Genomic DNA, 18,533 nt, shown 5'->3' on the forward strand with positions numbered 1-18,533 from the left:
GTTCCCACTCGGCATCGCTCAGACCATCCCGCCCCATGCCCACATCAACGACCTCGACGCGGAGTAGTCACATGATCGGCCGGACAAGCCCTAGGCGGTTTCGTTCGCGATCATCGGCGGACCATCACATCGGTGACGGCCGGAGGTCGCCGGCTTGGCCTGCGGTGAGAACGAACCCGAACGGCGGGCACCAGCAGCGAAGCGAATTCCAGAGGGCGGTCCGCCGCGGAACCGGCCGATGGCATGGTCGTGCGCCCACCGGCCGAGGCCCTCCTTTTGCGGGCCCTGGCCGCGTGCTGGTGGGGCACGCACAAAGGGTGGAGCCCACCGGGACGGCCCAGTTGGGCCGTCGTCGGCACGTTCGTGGAGAACAGCGGCGATGCGCTGCAACGTCGACCGCGGGCGGTCTCGGGGGCTCCCGCCGCGGCTGGGGGAGCCGGCTCGCTCTGCCCCGGCCGGCTGGGGCCGTCAGGCGTCCGCGTCTTCGGCCGGCGTGGGAGGCGGTCCCGGGCGTGGGGTGGGCGGCGGCCTCTCGGCGGACGTGACCACGGCCGCCAAGTCCGCGCCCGCTCGAAGCAGCGCGACCGCCCGCACGGCGATGTCGTCCAGGCGTTGCCGAAGGACGCGCTCCGTTTCTTCCAGGCTGTCCAGCCGGTGCAGCGACGCCATGACGTCGCGCACCGCGGGAATGCCGTATCCGGCGCCGCGCAGTGCCGCGACGATCCTGGCCGCGCCGATCGCGGGAAGCCCGTACCTCCGCGCGCGCAGTGACGTCACGCGCTCGGGGCTGACGAGTCCTTCCAGCTCCCAGAACCGCAGGGTCGAGGGACGGACATCGAGCGCCACGGCCAGCTGCCCGATCGTCATCGCGTCGCTTTCCGGTCCGGGCGCCGGGTGGTCCGCCTCGCCCTGGATCGCGCGGAGCGCCTGTTGTGCGCGCAGAACCTCCTCGCGTTCCCGCGCGAGCCGGACGTGCACCGCGCTGATCGCCGAGGCCGCCTCCGTGATCGTCCCCGTCCACAGCTCCCCGAGCAGCTGCCTGGCCGCGACGGGCCCCATGGCTGCGGCGAGTCCCCGGTAGGCGCGAAGGGCATGGATGTGGGCCGGCATGTAGGAGCGGTAGCCGTTGCCCGAGCGGGGGGCCGCGGGGATGACGCCCAACCGCTCCAGGTCGCGCACCTGTTGCACCGAGTACCCCGACTCCTTCGCGACATCGGCCGTCCTCAGCGGTCCCCGTCGCGAACCGCTCGCCCTCTCCTGCACCGGCCAACCCCACATAGGCACTTGAAGGTGATGCTTGAACCATGAGTATCGAACAGATCATCGCGATCGTACGAGACCTCGACGGCGCACTCGTCGTTGTCCCGGAGCCGGGAGACGGCTCCCCCGAGCTCGCGTGGGGGGACGCGTTCTTCTACTACGCGCCCGACGGCCGGATGCCGAGGAACGGTCAGCCCTACGGGACGATCGTCACCAAGGACCACCCCGGCGACACCGCTTCCCGCCTCGGCCTCCCGGGCCGCCGGCGCGTGAACGTGCACGTCGACCGCGCGACGTTCCGGGAGCTCACCGGAGGGGAACGGAGCCTCGCCGGAGAGGAACGGGGCGGCTCCGGAGAGGAACGGGGCGGCGCCTGCGGTGCACACGACTACGCGGCCGTCGACCGTGTGATGCCGCATCCGGTGTACGGCGCGCTCGGCTGGGTCTGCGTCGTCAACCCCGCCGAGCGGACGACGGACACGGTGGTGCGGCTCCTGCGCGGCGCTCATGAGGCCGCTCGCGCACGGGCCGCACGGCGACGCGAACCGGGGCCCGCCTGAGCCGTCGGCCCTACGGCCTGCCGAACCATCTGCCGGACGACCCGCATCAGGATCTACCCCAAGGCCCACCCGAGGCCCCAAGCGGGACCTCCCAAGACGCCACGGCTCGCTCCGTACAACGCACCCGTCCGCCCCCGCGACGCCCACCGCGGTGCCCGCGAGGTTCCCCGGATCGCTCCGATGGCATGATCGAACCTTGACAAACGCCCGCATCGCCCCTGCCTCACCGCGGCACACCCCCGTGCCGTAAGAAGGGGTGAGAGCAGGGTGACCCGCCCGCCTCACGTCGCGTCTACCAAATCGGCCAAACAATTGATACCTATCTTTTCGCGGATCCTTCCGCGAATAAGCCGCAAAACTCCGGCCACTCCCCGGTCTCGGTCCCGGCTGGTCCTGTGGGTTACGGCGGGCGTGGTGGCCCTCGGGTTCCTCGTCGCCGTGGAGATCGCCGCGCGTGTCTGCGCGGGCGTGCCCGGGCCGGTCACCAACCAGGCGCGGGAGCTGGTGTTCCCGCCGAAGCCGGGTCCGCTCTACGGTGGCCTCGCGCTGATGATGGTGGTGCTCACCTGGCGCCAACGTCTCATCGCGGCCGGTGTCGCGGTCGGCATCGACGTCGTCTTCGTGCTGGTGCGGTGGGCGTGCGACGTCAAGGTGCCCGAGGGACAGTTCTTCGGCAACGGCGCGCTGTGGGCGATGCTGGGATGCGCGGTGTTCGCGATCACCCGCCGTACCGGCAACGAACGGATCCTGCTGCTCAAGGGTGTCGGCCTCGGCCTGCTCCTCGTGGCCGGCCGCAAGACCGGTGACACCTGGCTGCTCATCACCTCCAAGACCCGCCCGACCGTGCTCGACCCGTACGTCGCGACCGCCGATCACGCACTGGGCAATCCGTCGTGGGTCGCCGGCCGGATCCTGCAGGCCACCGGCCCGATCGGCAGCCACGTTCTGCACCTGGTGTACGCACAGCTCGCGGTGGCCGCGGTGGTCGTCGCGGCCTACCAGTTGCGCAACGTGGCGGCCGAGCGGCGCTTCCCGCGCCACCATCTGGTGCGTACGTTCCTGGTGATCGGCCTCCTCGGGCCGGCCATCTACATGATCTTCCCGGTGGTCGGGCCGATCTTCGCCTACGGTCCCGGCACGTCCGGCACCGGCGGTGTGGAGTGGGCGGTGGCCAATCTGTGGCCGCACACCCCGCCGCCGGTCGGCGTGCCCCATCCGGTGCCGTACGACGGGATCACCCCGCGCAACTGCATGCCGAGCCTGCACACGGCGTGGGCCACGTCGATCTTCATCCACTCCCGCAGGGGCCCTCGCGCGCTGCGCTTCGCGGGGGCGTTCTGGCTGGTCGCCACGCTCAGCGCGACGCTGGGCTTCGGCTACCACTACGGCGTCGACCTGGTGGCGGGCGTCGTGTTCGCGCTCACCGTCGAGACGGCGCTGCGCGCGCTCGACCGTGGGTGGGACAGGTCGGGTGTCCGGCTGGTCGCGTACGGCACCACCGTCTTCGCCGTGCTCCTGCTGTCGTACCGCTTCCTGCCGGTGCGGATGGCGACGTATCCGTGGGTGTCCGGGCCGCTCGTCCTGCTGGCCCTGCTCTCGATGATCTACGGCTATCTGCGCACGACCAGAGCGTGGGAACCGCGGTCCACGCCACCACTCCGAGCCGAGCCGCAGCCCGAACCGGTGTGAGCGAGCGCCGCGTCACAGTGGGTTCGCCGGCCAGTCCAGGAGCCGGGCCCCGATGACGGCGGTCTGCAGGGTGTAGCGGTGGACGGGGTCGGCGGGGTCGGCGCCGGTGAGCTGGTGGATGCGCTGGAGCCGGTAGGTGAAGGCCCGCACGCTCAGGCTGAGCCGGCGGGCCGCCTCGGCGGCGACACAACCGGAGTCGAAGTAGACGGTCAGGGTGTCCAGGAGCAACTGGGGGCCTCCGCGCGCCTGTTGCAGCGGGCCGAGCGCGCCGTGCACCAGGTCCGCCATGGCCTGACGGTCGCGCGTGAGCACGGGGAAGACCAGCAGGTCGGCGGCGCGCAGCACCGGGCCGTCCAGGTTCATGCGCTCGGCGAGGTCGAGCGCGTTGAGTGCTTCCTCGTAGGAGTGGGCGACGCCGCCCGCGCCGGGCTGGGGCCGGCCGATGGCGACCCGGCCCGCGGTGACGGCATGGGCCTGCTTGGCGAAGTGGCGCAGCACCTCGTCCTGGTCGGCGGGGGCGACACAGATGAGCCGGCCGTCCTTGGTGGTGGACAGGATGCGGCGGTTGCCGAAGCGGCCGAACAGGGCCCGCTGCACGCTCTGGGTGGCGGGGTGTGCGTCGTCATAGGCGTCGGGCCCTTCGGCGACGGCCACGGCGTGGGCGTGCGAGAGCAGCAGCCCGAAGCGTTCGGAGCGCTCCGCGAGGTTTCCGGGGTCGCTGCGTCTGTAGAGCAGGTCGTCGATGAACTCGCGGCGGGCCGCTTCCTCCTGGCGTACGGCCAGGAGCTGGGCGTGTTCGTGTCCTTCGGCCAGGGCGTCGATGACCTGGCCGACCGCGGCGAGGACGTGGTCGAACGAGGAACGCGGCAGGTCGGGGTAGACGGTCCGGGCCGTCGCCAGGTGCTGCTGGACCAGTGTGCGCAGGCTGTGACCGGCTTCGGCGGCCCGCTCGCCCAGGGCGCGGCGCGACTCCAGTTCGTCGCGGGTGAGCCGGCGCCCGGTGGCGCACGCCTCGGCCAGGATCCGTTCGTAGCCGTCGAGATAGTCCTCGGGTGTGCCCCGCCCCGCCACTGGTTCTCCTGAATGTCTACGCGCCGTTGTCGGCCGGCCGCGTGAGGGGCCGGTATCGACTTCTTGGCGCGGCCGGCACCGGCCGGCTTCCTGATGGGTCGGTACCGGCTGTTCAGTGAGCCGGAGCCGCATCGACGCCGGGGGCCGGGGCGGGTGGTCGGCCCGCAGGGACAGTATCCGGCATCAAGGAGCCGTAAAGACTGCCGGGATCCGGCAATGCGAACAGGCTTGCCCCTGGCCAAGATGACCGAGGGGGAACACGGGGGAACGGCTCCGGCGCCGGGAAGCGGAAACGCGCCTGGTGCCGGAGGGCCCCGGGTCCCGTGGTCACTGCGGGTGTTGAGCGAACGGGGGGCGTCACGATGACGGAGTTCCTCGCCGCCGCGCTCGGATTCCCGGCCGCTCTGTTCAGCGCCGCGCTGGTCGTCGTCGTGGCCTTCTGGCTGCTCGTGCTGCTCGGCGCCGTCGAGCACACGGCCTTCGACGGGGATGTGCACGGTGGGGCGTTCGGTGCGGGCGGGGTTCCGGTGACCGTTCCGGTGTCGCTGTTGACGGCGATCGCCTGGTTCACCAGCCTCTCCGGGTCCGTCCTCGTACGCCGCTCCGGGGCGTCGGGCGCGACGCTCGCCGTTCTCCATGCCGGGGTGCTGGCCGTGGCCGTGCTGTCGGGCTGGATCGTCACCCGGTTCATCGTGCGCTGCCTGCGGCGCGTCCTTCCCGGCCATGCGCCGCCGTCCCGGCTCGATTTCATCGGCCTGACCTGCACGATCCGTACCGGTTCTGTGTCGGGCGAGTTCGGCCAGGCGGAGGTCGCGGCGGCGGACGGGTCGACCGCGCTCGTGCAGGTCCGCCAGAGCGGCACGGCTCCCCTGCGCCTCGGCAGTACGGGCCTGCTGTACGCGTTCGACGACGTCGGCGAGTTCTTCTGGGTCGCGCCCTACGATCCGGCGCTCGACCCGCGCACCACGGCCTGACGCGTCGGCCCCGGCCAAGGACGCCGGACCCGGGCCCGCTCGCGCCCCGCCTCCCAGCTCATTCCTCCCGCCGCTGCCTCACTCCACCTGTCCCAAGGACGTCTCATGGATGCCATTTCCCTGGGCATCGGCGTATTGGTCGCCGTTGTCCTGCTCATCGCGGTCACCCTGCTCCTGGTGGTCGGCAAGCTGTTCCGGAAGGTGGAGCAGGGCCGGGCGCTGATCATCTCCAAGACCAAGAAGGTCGATGTCACCTTCACCGGCGCCGTGGTGCTTCCGGTGCTGCACAAGGCCGAGTACATGGACATCTCGGTGAAGACCATCGAGATCCGCCGCACCGGGCGCGAGGGGCTGATCTGCCAGGACAACATTCGCGCCGACATCCACATCTCGTTCTTCGTACGGGTCAACAAGACCGTCGAGGACGTCATCAAGGTCGCCCAGTCGATCGGCACCCAGCGGGCCAGTGACCGGATCGCCATCCAGGACTTCTTCGCCGCGAAATTCTCCGAGGCGCTCAAGACCGTGGGCAAGCAGCTCGACTTCGTGGACCTCTACACCAAGCGCGAGGAGTTCCGGGACCGCATCATCCGGGTCATCGGCACCGACCTGAACGGCTATCACCTCGACGACGCCGCCATCGACCACCTTGAGCAGACCCCGATGGCGCAGCTGGACGCGGCGAACATCCTCGACGCCCAGGGCATCCGCAAGATCACCGAGCTGACGACCGTCGAGCACGTACGCACCAACGAGTTCCAGCGCACCGAGGAGAAGGAGATCACCCGGCAGAACGTGGACGCCAGGGAGACCATCCTGGAGCTTGAGCGGCGTCAGTCCGAGGCGGAGATCAAACAGCGCCGGGAGGTCGAGACGCTGCGTGCGCGTGAGGAGGCCGCGACGTCCAAGGTGCAGGAGGAGGAGCGGCTGGGCGCGCAGAGCGCGTTCTTGCGCACCGAGGAGCAGCTGGGGGTGCAGCGCGAGAACCAGGCGCGTGAGATCGCGGTCGCGCAGAAGAACCGGGAGCGTGTGATCGCCGTCGAGAACGAGCGCATCGAGAAGGACCGGATGCTCGAAGCCATCGGCAGGGAGCGGGAGACCGCGCTGTCCTCGATCGCCAAGGACAAGGAGGTCGAGGCCGAGCGGCGCGAGGTGGCCGACGTGGTCCGTGAGCGGATCGCGGTGGACCGCACGGTCGCCGAGCAGGAGGAGTCCATCAAGAAGCTCCGCATGGTCGAGGAGGCCGAGCGCACCCGGCAGGCGGTGATCATCGGCGCCGAGGCCGAGGCGCAGGAGAAGCTGGTCAAGGACATCAAGGCGGCGGAGGCCGCGGAGGCCGCCGCCAGGCACCGCGCGGCCGAACAACTGACCCTGGCCGAGGCCCGGTTGAAGTCCGCCGACCTCGACGCCCGGGCCAAGCTGCGGCTCGCGGAGGGCCTTCAGGCGGAGGCGGCCGCCGAGGGGCTGGCGCAGGTCCAGGTACGCGACAAGGAGGCCGAGGTCATCGAGAAGGCGGGCCGGGCCGAGGCGGAGGCGACCGGCGCCCGTCTGAAGGCGGAGGCCGAGGGTTCCCGCCTGAAGGCGCTCGCGGTGGCCGAGGGCACCCAGGCGCAGGCCACGGCGGACGCCGCGATGATCGGCGAGAAGCTGAAGGCCGAGGCGGAGGGCCTGACCGAGAAGGCCGCCGCCATGGCGGCGCTCGACGACGCCTCGCGCGGGCACGAGGAGTACCGGCTGCGGCTCGCCGCGGAGAAGGAGATCCGGCTCGCGGGGCTCGACACCCAGCGCCAGGTCGCCGAGGCCCAGGCCACGGTCCTGGCCACCGGCCTGGAGAACGCCGACATCAGCATCGTGGGCGGCGAGTCCGTCTTCTTCGACCGGCTGGTCTCCTCGATCGCCCTGGGCAGAAGCGTCGACGGGTTCGTGCAGCACTCCGAGACGGCGCAGGCGCTCGCGGGCCCCTGGCTGGACGGGAGCTCCAGCTTCCCCGAGGACCTGACCCGCATGCTCGGCTCGGTGTCGAGCGGCGACGTACAGAACCTGACGGTGTCGGCGCTCCTGATGAAGCTGATGCAGTCCGGTGGCGCACCGTCCGGGCAGTCGGCCGAACTGCTCGACACGGCAGGCCAGTTGGGCCGCGCCGATGTGCCCGCCCCGGCGCCGGCCGGTTCCGTGAACGGCTCGGCCACGGTCTGAGTCCCGGTCCGGGGCCCGCGCGCCTCACGCGCGGGCCCCGGACCCCGTCCGTACGCATCCGCAGGGAGCCCCACCATGAACAGCACGTCCCCCTCGTCCGCCGTGGACGCGGGCGCCTACGAGGTGCTGCGAGACCGGCTGGCCGCGCAGGCCGCCGAACTGGCCCGCAGGGCCGAAGCGCTCAATGGCCGCCGTACCGAGGAGTTCGGCTCCGCCGAGCTGTCCCTCGTCGGCGCGGAGCGGCTGCTCACCGCGGACACCTGCGTGGCGCGCGACGTCGTGGCGGTCGGCGACCGGCTTCTGTTCGGCTACCACGCCGTCGTCGGGCTCAAGGCCGAAACGGCGGTCGGTGACGTCTTCGCCCTGTACGACCGGGGCCTTGAGCGGCTTCCCGACGACGCGGTGCCCGGCCTCCTCGACGACCCCGCGTTCGTCCACGAATTCGCCGCGCTCCACCGCTACTACCGCCAGGCGCGTCTGCTGCGGCTGCGGCACGTCGACGGAAAGCTCCTCGCCGTCTTCCGGACCGGCGAGACGAGCGGGGACATCCGGGTGCTGCGCTGGGCCCTGGACGCGGACGGCGCCGCCACGTTCCTGGACGCGCGCGGGGAGCGCGACCACGTCTTCGCGCCCTCCCACGACTTCACGTGGGTCCCCGCCACCCGCGAGGACCATGTCCTTGGCCGCCATCCGCACGTCTCCATAGGCGGGGAGGTGTTCGTCGGCACGGTCGGCGGCACGCTGAGCGTCAAGGCCGAGGACGACACCGAGACGGCCGACGCAATCCACTCGGAGCCGGTCGAGGAGCCACTTCAGTCGCTCGCCGACGCGGACATCGAGTGGGCGCGCGTGGGCGGTCTGATCCTGCTCCGGGTGCGCCCGTACAAGGAGGAGGCGTGGCGCCACCTCGTCTTCAACCGCGCCACCACAACCGTGCTGCGCCTGGACGGCATCGGGCCGGCGTGCCGACGGCTCCCCGAGGACCAGGGCATCGTCTTCCCCGGCGGCTACTGCTTGACCACCGGGGCCGCCAAGACCTTCGACATCGCCACCGAGGGCATGGAGTTCGAGCGGGTGCTGCGCGCCCCCAACGGCGAGGACGTGCTGTACGCCTTCCATTCCCGGGCCGACGGCCGCAGCCTGCTCCTGCCGTACAACGTCATCCGCGAGACGGTCTCCGCTCCGCTGTCCTGCCACGGTTACGCGCTCTTCGACGACGGCACCCTTGTGGTGCTGCGGGCGGACGGCGCGGGCGCCGGCGCCGAGCCGGCCCGGGTCCATCCGGTCCAGCGCTGGCGCTCCCCGTACGTCGGCGACACCTGGGCCGCCGCCCGGCCGGCCGGCGCCGGTCCCCTGGCGCGCATCGGCAACGCCGATCTGGTGCGCGGGATCTCCGACTGCCTCTCGCTGGCCCGCGCGGTCACCGGGACGGCCGCGCCGACGACCGGCGGGTACGAGGCGCTGCTCACCTCCTGCGTACGGGCCTGCGACACCCACCACTGGCTCGGCGATCTCGAAGTGGGCGATCTGCTGGGCCCGTTGAACGAGATCCGCGGCACCGCCGAGCAGGTGCTGGCCGAGTTCGAGACCGTGCGGGCTCTCACCCGGCAGGCCCTCGACGCACTGGACGAGGCCGCCGCACAGGCCGAGTCGCTGGTGCGCCGCACGCGCGCCGAGGCGCCCCGCAGCGCCGCCGACTGGGTGAAGCGGCTCACCGAACTGCGCCGGGCACAGGGGCACTTGATCACCCTCAAGGAGCTGCGGTACGCCGACACCGGGCGGGTGGAGGAGCTGGCCGCGGGCATCGCCGCCGACATCGACGCCTTCGCCCGGCGCGCCGTGGCCTTCCTGGCGCGCGAGGACGCGTTCGCGGGCTTCCACGAGGACATCGAGGGTCTGGCCGCGCGGGCGGCGGGGATCGCCACGGTCGCCGAGGCCGCCCCGGTCGCCGCCGGGCTCGACGAACGGACCGAGGGGCTGCGGACGGTCACCGACGTGGTGGCGGCGCTCGACGTCGGCGACACGACCGTGCGCACCGCGATCCTGGAACGCATCGCGGACGTGCTGGGCGGCGTCAACCGCGTGCGCGCCGTCCTCGACGCGCGCCGCCGTGAGCTGCGCTCCCACGAGGGTACGGCCGAACTCGCGGCGGAAATGGCCCTGTTGGGACAGTCCGTCACCGGGGCTCTGGCCGCCGCGAACACCCCGGAGAGCTGCGACGAACAGCTCGCCGCGATCCTGCTGCGGCTGGAGGACCTGGAGTCGCGGTTCGCGGAGTCCGACACCGCGCTTGCCGGGCTCGGCACCCGGCGCACCGAGGTGTACGAGGCGTTCTCGGCCCGCAAGCAGACCCTTCAGGATGCCCGGGCCCGGCGTGCCGAGCGGCTGGCCGGTTCGGCCGCCCGGGTCCTGGAAACGATCGGACGCCGCCTGGCGAGCCTCCCCGACCCGGACGCGGTCACCACCTACTTCGCCTCGGACCCGATGGTCGCCAAGGTCCGCCGGGCCGCCGGCGAGCTGCGTGAACTGGGCGAGCGGGTCCGGGCGGAGGAGCTGGAGGGCCGCATCAAGGCGGCCCGTCAGGAAGCGGGGCGCGCCCTGCGTGACCGGAGCGAGCTGTACGGCGACGACGGCAGGACCGTGCGCCTGGGGCGCCACGCGTTCGCGGTCAACAGCCAACCCCTGGATCTGACGCTGGTCCCGCACGGCGACGGGCCGGCCTTCGCGCTCACCGGCACGGACTACCGCTCCCCCGTCGACGATCCGGCGTTCGAGGCCACCCGCCCCTACTGGGAGCAGGCCCTGCCGTCCGAGAACGCCGACGTCTACCGCGGCGAGTACCTTGCCGTGCGGCTGTTCACCGAGCACGGGCCGGCCGCCCTGGCCGGCGCCGACCTGCCCGCGCTCGTGCGGCGGGCCGCCGAGGCCGCGTACGACGAGGGCTACGAACGCGGCGTCCACGACCACGACGCCGCTCTCGTCCTCGCCGCGCTGCTCCGGCTGCACGACGGTGCCGGGCTGCTCGCCCACCCGCCGGCGGCCCGCGCCGAAGCGCAGCTGTTCTGGGCGCATCGCACCACGCAGGCGGAGCGGGCGACGTGGGCCCGGCGCGTGACGTCGCTGGCCCGCGTCCGCGCCACGTTCGGTCACACCCCGGCCGTCGACGGCGTTCTGGCCGAGCTGGCCCGCGCCATGGAGGGGTCGGCCGCGGCCGCCGCGGCCGCCGCGTACCTCTTCGAGGAGCTGGCCTGCGCGCCCGACGGTTTCGTCACCCGCGCCGCCACGCGCGATCTGCTCGACAAGTTCCGCCGTGCGGCCGGGACGTCGGCCTACGACGAGGATCTGGCCGCGCTGGACGTCCTGGCCGACCGGCGCCAGCTCGTCGAGGCGTGGCTGTCCTCCTACGCCGCGTCGGCGGGCGAGGAAGTCGACGCGGGCGAGCTCGCGGAGGCGGTCGCCGTCGAACTCTGCCCGGGCCTTGCCCGGTACGACTGCGAGGCGCCCGTGTCCGTCACGGTCGAGGGCCTGCTCGGCACGCACGCCCGCATCACGCCGGGCCGCACCCTCACGGTCCGCATCGACGAACTCCTTTGCCGGGTCAGGGATTTCACGGTCAGGACCGCCGTGGGATTCCGTGACTACCAGCGCCGGCGCACGACGCTGGCCGCCGCGGAGCGGAGCCGGCTGCGCCTGGACGAGTACCGGCCTCGGGTGATGTCGTCGTTCGTCCGCAACCGCCTGCTCGACGAGGTCTGTCTGCCGCTCATCGGCGACAGCCTCGCCCGGCAGCTCGGCACGACCGGGGACACCAGGCGGACCGACAGCAACGGCCTGCTGCTGCTCATCTCCCCGCCGGGTTACGGCAAGACGACCGTGATCGAGTACGTGGCGAGCCGGCTCGGGCTCGTCCTGGTCAAGGTCGACGGGCCCTCGCTGGGGCACGCCGTCACCTCGCTCGACCCGGCCGAGGCGCCCAACGCGCCGGCCCGCCGGGAGGTCGAGAAGATCAATTTCGCTCTGGAGGCCGGCACCAACACCCTGCTCCACATCGACGACATCCAGCACACCTCGCCCGAGCTGCTCCAGAAGTTCATCCCGCTGTGCGACGGCACCCGCCGCATGGAAGGCGTCCGCGACGGCCGGGCCCGCAGCTACGACCTGCGCGGCAAACGCTTCGCCGTCTGCATGGCGGGCAATCCGTACACCGAGTCCGGGCAGCGCTTCCGCATCCCCGACATGCTGGCCAACCGGGCCGACGTGTGGAACCTCGGCGACGTACTGAACGGCAAGGAGCGTGTCTTCGCGCTGAGTTTCGTCGAGAACGCGCTGACGTCCAACCCGGTGCTCGCGCCGCTCGCGGGCGGTGACCGCGCCGACCTCGATCTGCTCATCCGGCTCGCCGAACACGATCCGTCCGCTCGCGCGGGCCGGCTCAACCACCCGTTCGCGCCTGCGGAGTTGGAGCGCATCGTGGCGGTGCTGCGGCATCTGCTCGCCGCGCGGGCCACCGTGCTCGCCGTCAACGCCGCCTACATCGCATCCGCCGCGCAGAGCGACAGCACCCGCACAGAACCGCCCTTCCGGCTCCAGGGTTCGTACCGCGACATGAACAAGATCGCCGCGCGGATCGATCCGGTCATGAACGACGACGAACTCGCCGCCGTGATCGACGACCACTACACGAGCGAGGCCCAGACCCTAGCCTCCGGCGCCGAAGCCGCCCTTCTCAAGCTGGCCGCGCTGCGGGGCAGGCTCACCGCCGCGCAGGAGGCCCGCTGGACGGAGATCACGTCGGCCCACGTACGCGACCGGGCGCTCGGCGGCCCCGAGGGGGACCCCCTCACCCGGGCCGTCGCCGCGCTCGGGCTCCTCGCGGACCGGATCGCCGCCGTGGAGTCCGCCATCACCCACGCGGGCGGGCCGCGGCACGCCGTGGACGGCGCGCGTGCCCGGCACGCGGCGCGTGAGGCAGAGCCGCCCCGCCCCTGACGCCGTACAGGCCCTGCCGCACGGGGCGCGTGAGGCAGAGCCGTCGTCCCGCCCCTGACGCCGCGCAGGCCCTGCGCGGTGGAGACTTCGGGCCCGCTGCCCCGACCCGTCCTGTCCCGTCCCGTCCCGACCCGTCCGATCCTGCCTCTGTGCCGGCCGGGCGGCAGCGCGCAGGGCCACTTGGGCTTCGTGGCCGACGAACACGGCACGCCATCACGGGCCATGGGCGGGCGGCCGGCTCACGCGGCGCGGCGGCGTGCGGCCGGGCCCCGCGAAGGGCGTGGCCCGCGGGGGTGGGTCTGGACCCACCCGCCCGTACGTCCAGACCCATACCGGGCCCCGCACGCCGTCCGTAGCGTCGTCAGCACATCGAGACGGAGGGCGAAGGCCATGGGAAAGAACACGAAGACCGCCGAGGCCGGGGTCGTCGAAGCACAGCTCGACACCGCACGGGTCCGGGAGACCACCAGCACGCTGCGGAAGGGCATCGCGCTCTACGGCTGCGTCAGCGCCATCGTCCTCGCGACGGTCGCGGTGATGGCGGTGCTCGGCCAGTCGGTGACGTCCTTCATGTGGGTGCGGTCCCTCATCCTGCTCGCGGTCACCGCGCTGATCCACCGGATGGCCCTCGACGTCGCCACGGGGTCGCGTCGCGCGTACGACCGGCTGAGCACGCTCACCGTCGTCCTGCCCATCGCGATCGTCGGCGTCGACCTCGTTCCGGGCCTGTGCCCGCCCTGGTTCGCCGTGATGCAGGGCCTCTCCGCGCTGGCCCTGGTCCACGCCGCGGTCACCATCAGAGGCGGCGCGCTGCGTACCGTCTTCCCCAAGTCCACGTGAGGACAGGCTCCTTGAGCGCGGACTCCTGGGCGATGCTTTCCAGCGGGCGTGCACGGCGCACGCGCCCGCCTCGCACGTGACTCGCACCTGACTCGCATCGGCCCCGCACCGGCTTCGCGTCGGCCTCACACCGGTCTCACACCGGCCTGACGCCGGTCTCGCACCGGCCCAACGTCGGCCTCGCGGCAAGGAAGCACCTTGTCCGGGCGTGGCGGAGTGTGTTTTCGTGATCTCGGTCGTGTGCGGGCGTGGCGGGGCGAGGGGACATCGGATGGCCGACGGTTCGGGGCAGTTGCTTGCCATCAGTGACCTGCACATCAGCTACGCGGAGAACCGCGCGCTGGTCGAGCGCATGGTGCCCGGCACCGACGACGACTGGCTGCTCGTGGCCGGGGACGTCGCCGAGACGGTGGCCGACGTGAGCTGGGCCCTCAAGACGCTGGCGAGCCGCTTCCGCAAGGTCGTCTGGGCTCCGGGCAACCACGAACTGTGGACCCACCCGAAGGACACCGTCACACTCCGCGGCGTCGCCCGCTACGAGCATCTGGTCGAGCTCTGCCGCGACATGGGCGTGCTCACCCCCGAGGACCCCTACCCGGTCTGGGAGGGACCCGGCGGCCCGGTCGCCGTCGCGCCGCTCTTCCTGCTGTACGACTACAGCTTCCTGCCGGCCGGGCGCACCACCAAGGAGGAAGGGCTCGCCTACGCGCACGAGACGGGTGTCATCTGCAGCGACGAGTACCTGCTGCACCCCGACCCCTACCCGAGCCGCGAGGCCTGGTGCCGGGACCGGGTGGCGGCGACCGAACGCCGGCTCGCCGCGCTCCCCGACGACCTGCCGACGGTCCTGGTCAACCACTACCCGCTGGACCGCCACCCCACGGACGTCCTGTGGTACCCCGAGTTCGCCATGTGGTGCGGCACGCGGCTGACCGCCGACTGGCACCGCAGGTTCCGCGTGGCCGCCATGGTCTACGGCCACCTCCACATCCCCCGTACGACCTGGCACGAGGGCGTCCGCTTCGAAGAGGTGTCGGTGGGCTACCCCCGCGAGTGGCGCGACCGCCCGGGCCCGCCCGGAGTCCCGCGCCGCATTCTGCCGGCGTCCTGACGCGGCGGCGAAAGGACCGACCGATGAGGCTGCCCGAGGGTGGCGGTCCACCGCACTGGTGGGCCGAGATCGCGCGCGGGCTGTACCGGTCCGCGGTACTGACCGGCCTGACGTGGCCCCTGCCCACGGTGTGTCTGGGTGCCGCACTCGGCGGGGCCCGTGTGGTCGGCTCCTGGTCCGAGCACCTGAGCGCGCCCCTGGCCGTCCGGGCCCTGGTGACCGTCGGGCAGGTCCTGATGGTGCTCCTGTGGACCGCCATGGCCGTCTGGGTCGTACACCCGCTGACCAGCCGGCCCCTCGCCGAGGCGGCGCGCGCCCGTGCCGAGCGCTGGCCGGGAGTGCGGCTCGACGTGACGTACCGCGCGGTTTTTCAGGTCCGCCGCATGTCGACGGGCTACTGGTGGGACGGTCAGGAGTACCACCGCTCCGAGCGCGAGGCGCGCCGCAGGGCGAAGGTGCATGCCCGCTTCCATGATCCACAACTGCACTGGGACGGGCTGTGGGGCCTGGTCGCCGGGGTGAGCGTGCTGCCGGTCGCGGCCCTGCCGCTGCTCGGCCTCGCCGGGGGCGCGTACCTGATGCTGACGCCGGAGCTCATCGGGTACGGCGTCGCCCTGACCGTGGCCTCCCTCGCCGCCGCCCCGTTCGCCTGGCGCGTCCTTGGGCCCGTGGCGCGCCGGTTCCTCGGGCCGGTCCCGCGCTCCTGGCTCGGCCGGCGGGTGAAGGAGCTGGAAGCCATCCAGGCGGACCTGACCCAGACGCAGGCGGCCGAACTGGAGCGCATCGAGCGGGACTTGCACGACGGCACCCAGGCCCGGCTGCTCGCCATGGGCATGTCGGTGGGCGTCGCCGAGCAGCTGGTCGACACCGATCCCGCCGCCGCGAAGGCCCTCCTCGCCGAGGCGCGTACGGCGTCGGCGACCGCGCTCGCCGAACTGCGCTCCCTGGTCCGCGGCATCAACCCGCCCGTGCTCGCGGAGCGCGGCCTGGTGGACGCCGTCCGCGCCCTCGCGCTGGACGCGCCGGTCGAGGTCGGCGTGCACAGCACGGTCCCCTCCCGGGTGGAGCGTCCCGTCGAGTCGGCCGTCTATTTCGCCGTCGCGGAGCTCCTGGCGAACGTCGTGAAGCACGCCGGGGCCTCTCGGGCGACCATCGCCTTCGCCTACGCGCGGCTGACGCTCACCGCGACGGTGAGCGACGACGGGGTCGGCGGAGCCGCCGCGTCGGCGGGTTCCGGGCTGCGCGGGATCGAGCGCAGAATGGCGGCCTTCCACGGCCGTCTGGACATCGAAAGCCCCGCTGGGGGACCCACTCGGATCACCGTGGCGGTGCCGTGCGCGTTGTCGTAGCCGAAGACCTCTTCCTGCTCCGCGACGGACTGGTCCGCATCGTCGAGGCGCACGGGCACACCGTCGTCGCGGCGGTCGACACCGGCCCCGCCACGCTCGACGCGCTGCTCACCCTGCGGCCGGACGTGTCGGTCGTCGATGTCCGGCTGCCTCCGACGTTCTCGGACGAGGGACTTCAGGCCGCCCTCGCCGCCCGCCGCGAGGTTCCCGGGCTGCCCGTGCTCATCCTGTCGCAGCACGTGGAGCAGTTGTACGCGCGCGAACTCCTCGCCGACGGACACGGCGGCATCGGCTACCAGCTCAAGGACCGCGTCCTGGACGCCGGCCAGTTCATCGACGCCCTGCGCCGTGTCGCCGGCGGCGGGACGGCACTGGATCCGACGGTGGTGGCGAAGCTCATCGGCCGGCCGTGGCGGGCCGATCCGCTCGCCGGCCTCACCGAGCGGGAGCGCTCGGTGCTCGCGCTGATGGCCGAAGGCCTGTCCAACACGGCGATCGCCGCCCGGCTGTTCCTGAGCGAGGGCGCCATCAGCAAGTACACGACCTCGATCTTCGCGAAGCTCGGCCTCGTCACCGACGACGACACCAACCGCCGGGTGCGGGCGGTCCTCGCCCATCTCGGCGCCGCCGATCCGAACGACGCATGACGACGCTCGTCCCCGGTGACGGAGGCTTGCGCGGGCACGCGGGAGACATGATGACGCTCGTCGCTGGTGACGGAGGCTTGCGCGGGCACGCGGGAGATCCGTGTGCCCGGACACGCGCACCTCGGCGCTATGGCGTCTTCTCCTCCTGCCGCGCGTCGGCCACGGCCTCGTCCTGCGGCGTCGCGGACCGGCGGGAGAAGATCAAGTAGGCGGCCGCGCCCAGGAACAGGGCGGCGGACACCCAGTCGTTCAGGCGCAGGCCGAGGAACTGATTGGCATGGTCGATGCGCAGGGCCTCGATCCAGGCCCGCCCGGCGGTGTAGGCGAGGACGTAACAGGCGAAGAGGCGGCCGCGCCGCAGGCCGTACCGCCGGTCGAGCCACAGGAGCAGTGCCACGACACCCAGGTCCCACAGGCATTCGTAGAGGAAGGTGGGGTGGTAGAAGGCGATGGCCGGCGAGGCGTCGGGCCGATGGGCCGGGTCGATCAGCAGCTTCCACGGCAGGGAGGTGGGGCGGCCGAAGAGCTCCTGGTTGAAGTAGTTGCCCCACCGCCCCATGGCCTGGGCCAGGACGAGGCCGGGCGCGGCGGCGTCCGCGAAGTCCGCGAGCGCGATGCCGCGGCGCCGACAGCCCAGCCATGCCCCGAAGGCGCCGAGGGCGACCGCTCCGGGGATGCCGAGCCCGCCGTCCCAGATGTACAGCGCGCGGATGGGCTGGTGCCCGGCGGTGAAGTACAGCTCCGGGTCGGTGATGACGTGGTACAGCCGGCCGCCGAGCAGCCCGAACGGCACCGCCCACACCGCGATGTCGGAGATGTCGTCGGGGTTCCCGCCGCGCTCCGTCCACCTGCGGCGGGTGAGCCACACCCCGGCGAAGACACCGGCGATGATGCACAGCGCGTACGCCCTGATCGGTACGGGCCCCAGGTGCCACACCCCCTGGGAAGGGCTCGGCAGATACGCCAGAACCATGAACTCGACCTCTCTGCACGCGCGATGACCCGGGCGGCGCCGGGTGGACCCGCACGACAGTACATCGGGTGCGGAAGCCCCCGGGGCCCAGGTCGGCGGGCCGGGGCCAGGGCCCGGCCCGCCGGGGCGAGAGCGCTCTCACCTCTCCCCCGGCGGCTCGCTTCCCCGTGGTGTCGCCTCAGCGTGACGCGAGTTCCCTCAGCGCGATGTTGAGCTTGAGGACATGGACGCCGGGCTCCCCGATGAAGCCCAGGATGCGGCTGCTGGTGGCGTCTGCGACCAGCCGCTCCACCTGCCGCACGTCCAGGTGGTTCCGCTCGGCGACCCTCTGCACCTGGAGTTCGGCGTACGCCGGGGAGATCTGCGGGTCCAGGCCCGAGCCGGAGGAGGTCACCGCGTCGGCGGGCACGTCCGCCGGGTCCACCGGGTGGCCGGGCGTGGAGTTGTCCCGGACGACCGCCGCCTTCGCCTCCTTGACCTGCTCGATCAGCTTCTCGTTGTCGCCGGAGAGGTTGGTGGCGCCGGACACGAGCAGCCGGTACCGGGTGTTGAGGGTGTTCGCGGCGAGCCCGTTGGACGGGCGGGGCTGGAACCACCTGAGGTCCGGCCGCGCCTGCTCGTCCGGGTCGCCCGGATCCCGCTTCGGCAGGTCGTACCGCTGCCCGATGAGCTCGGAACCGACCACGTGCCCACCGGACGTGAGCTCGGAGCCGTCGGCCCGGTCACGGAACGCGAGCCGGGCGACGCCCGTGACGACGAGCGGGTAGATCACCCCGCAGACCACGGTGAGAACCAGCAGGGCACGCAGGCCGGCGCCGAGCAACCGGGCGGTGTTTCCGAGGGAGTTGTTGTTCATGACTGATCCGCACGCTTT

General features: G+C 72.3%; 13 protein-coding genes. 9 read left to right on the forward strand and 4 right to left on the reverse strand.

The genetic code is table 11. The features are described 5' to 3' along the window. Positions 1-468: 468 nt before the first annotated feature. Positions 469-1,278 (reverse strand): MerR family transcriptional regulator, encoded by an 810-nt coding sequence (locus ACGFW5_RS26710; RefSeq protein ID WP_393836907.1) that lies wholly within the window; start codon positions 1,276-1,278, stop codon positions 469-471. A gap of 26 nt (positions 1,279-1,304) precedes the next feature. Between ACGFW5_RS26710 and ACGFW5_RS26715 the strand changes: the two genes are divergently transcribed. Beyond that, positions 1,305-1,820 (forward strand): DUF6194 family protein, encoded by a 516-nt coding sequence (locus ACGFW5_RS26715; protein WP_393836825.1) that lies wholly within the window; start codon positions 1,305-1,307, stop codon positions 1,818-1,820. A 345-nt stretch (positions 1,821-2,165) separates the two neighbouring features. Then, positions 2,166-3,509, forward strand: coding sequence for a phosphatase PAP2 family protein (locus tag ACGFW5_RS26720; protein ID WP_393836908.1), 1,344 nt, complete (start codon positions 2,166-2,168; stop codon positions 3,507-3,509). Between the two features lie 12 nt (positions 3,510-3,521). Here ACGFW5_RS26720 and ACGFW5_RS26725 read toward each other — a convergent pair whose 3' ends face one another. Next, positions 3,522-4,580 carry a PucR family transcriptional regulator gene (locus ACGFW5_RS26725; RefSeq protein WP_393836826.1) on the reverse strand — a complete coding sequence of 353 codons (1,059 nt, stop codon included), beginning with the start codon at positions 4,578-4,580 and terminating at the stop codon, positions 3,522-3,524. A 362-nt stretch (positions 4,581-4,942) separates the two neighbouring features. On the opposite strand from ACGFW5_RS26725, the gene ACGFW5_RS26730 reads away from it, so the two are divergent. The 7 genes from ACGFW5_RS26730 (at position 4,943) to ACGFW5_RS26760 (ending at position 16,686) form a co-directional block, all read left to right on the forward strand. Next, a complete protein-coding gene (locus tag ACGFW5_RS26730; protein ID WP_393836827.1) occupies positions 4,943-5,554 on the forward strand; it encodes a hypothetical protein in 612 nt (203 codons plus the stop codon). A 105-nt stretch (positions 5,555-5,659) separates the two neighbouring features. Then, positions 5,660-7,750, forward strand: coding sequence for a flotillin family protein (locus ACGFW5_RS26735; RefSeq protein ID WP_393836828.1), 2,091 nt, complete (start codon positions 5,660-5,662; stop codon positions 7,748-7,750). Between the two features lie 75 nt (positions 7,751-7,825). Beyond that, positions 7,826-12,739, forward strand: a complete 4,914-nt coding sequence (locus ACGFW5_RS26740) for a DNA repair ATPase (RefSeq protein ID WP_393836829.1) — start codon at positions 7,826-7,828, stop codon at positions 12,737-12,739. Positions 12,740-13,129: 390 nt separating this feature from the next. Beyond that, entirely contained in the window at positions 13,130-13,579 is a 450-nt protein-coding gene (locus ACGFW5_RS26745; RefSeq protein WP_393836830.1) for a hypothetical protein, read from the forward strand. A gap of 271 nt (positions 13,580-13,850) precedes the next feature. Beyond that, positions 13,851-14,690 carry a metallophosphoesterase family protein gene (locus ACGFW5_RS26750; RefSeq protein ID WP_393836831.1) on the forward strand — a complete coding sequence of 280 codons (840 nt, stop codon included), beginning with the start codon at positions 13,851-13,853 and terminating at the stop codon, positions 14,688-14,690. 23 nt (positions 14,691-14,713) lie between these two features. After that, positions 14,714-16,039, forward strand: a complete 1,326-nt coding sequence (locus tag ACGFW5_RS26755; protein WP_393836832.1) for a sensor histidine kinase — start codon at positions 14,714-14,716, stop codon at positions 16,037-16,039. Further along, entirely contained in the window at positions 16,024-16,686 is a 663-nt protein-coding gene (locus ACGFW5_RS26760) for a LuxR C-terminal-related transcriptional regulator (RefSeq protein WP_393836833.1), read from the forward strand. The genes ACGFW5_RS26755 and ACGFW5_RS26760 overlap by 16 nt, the downstream gene beginning before the upstream one ends. A gap of 127 nt (positions 16,687-16,813) precedes the next feature. Here the strand turns inward: ACGFW5_RS26760 and lgt are convergent, their stop codons facing one another. Further along, entirely contained in the window at positions 16,814-17,659 is an 846-nt protein-coding gene (gene lgt, locus ACGFW5_RS26765) for a prolipoprotein diacylglyceryl transferase (protein ID WP_393836834.1), read from the reverse strand. Positions 17,660-17,837: 178 nt separating this feature from the next. Further along, positions 17,838-18,515, reverse strand: coding sequence for a potassium-transporting ATPase subunit C (locus ACGFW5_RS26770; RefSeq protein ID WP_393836835.1), 678 nt, complete (start codon positions 18,513-18,515; stop codon positions 17,838-17,840). Positions 18,516-18,533 lie beyond the last annotated feature (18 nt).

Source organism: Streptomyces sp. NPDC048416 (genome assembly GCF_043200435.1).
In the GTDB taxonomy this organism is placed as follows: Bacteria; Actinomycetota; Actinomycetes; order Streptomycetales; family Streptomycetaceae; genus Streptomyces.

Excerpts from the sequence above, each read along its gene's own strand:
- ACGFW5_RS26710 (WP_393836907.1), bottom strand. The coding sequence starts at position 1,278 with ATGTGGGGTTGGCCGGTGCAGGAGAGGGCGAGCGGTTCGCGACGGGGA.
- ACGFW5_RS26715 (WP_393836825.1), top strand. The coding sequence starts at position 1,305 with ATGAGTATCGAACAGATCATCGCGATCGTACGAGACCTCGACGGCGCA.
- ACGFW5_RS26730 (WP_393836827.1), top strand. The coding sequence starts at position 4,943 with ATGACGGAGTTCCTCGCCGCCGCGCTCGGATTCCCGGCCGCTCTGTTC.
- ACGFW5_RS26735 (WP_393836828.1), top strand. The coding sequence starts at position 5,660 with ATGGATGCCATTTCCCTGGGCATCGGCGTATTGGTCGCCGTTGTCCTG.
- ACGFW5_RS26740 (WP_393836829.1), top strand. The coding sequence starts at position 7,826 with ATGAACAGCACGTCCCCCTCGTCCGCCGTGGACGCGGGCGCCTACGAG.
- ACGFW5_RS26745 (WP_393836830.1), top strand. The coding sequence starts at position 13,130 with ATGGGAAAGAACACGAAGACCGCCGAGGCCGGGGTCGTCGAAGCACAG.
- ACGFW5_RS26750 (WP_393836831.1), top strand. The coding sequence starts at position 13,851 with ATGGCCGACGGTTCGGGGCAGTTGCTTGCCATCAGTGACCTGCACATC.
- ACGFW5_RS26755 (WP_393836832.1), top strand. The coding sequence starts at position 14,714 with ATGAGGCTGCCCGAGGGTGGCGGTCCACCGCACTGGTGGGCCGAGATC.
- lgt (WP_393836834.1), bottom strand. The coding sequence starts at position 17,659 with ATGGTTCTGGCGTATCTGCCGAGCCCTTCCCAGGGGGTGTGGCACCTG.
- ACGFW5_RS26770 (WP_393836835.1), bottom strand. The coding sequence starts at position 18,515 with ATGAACAACAACTCCCTCGGAAACACCGCCCGGTTGCTCGGCGCCGGC.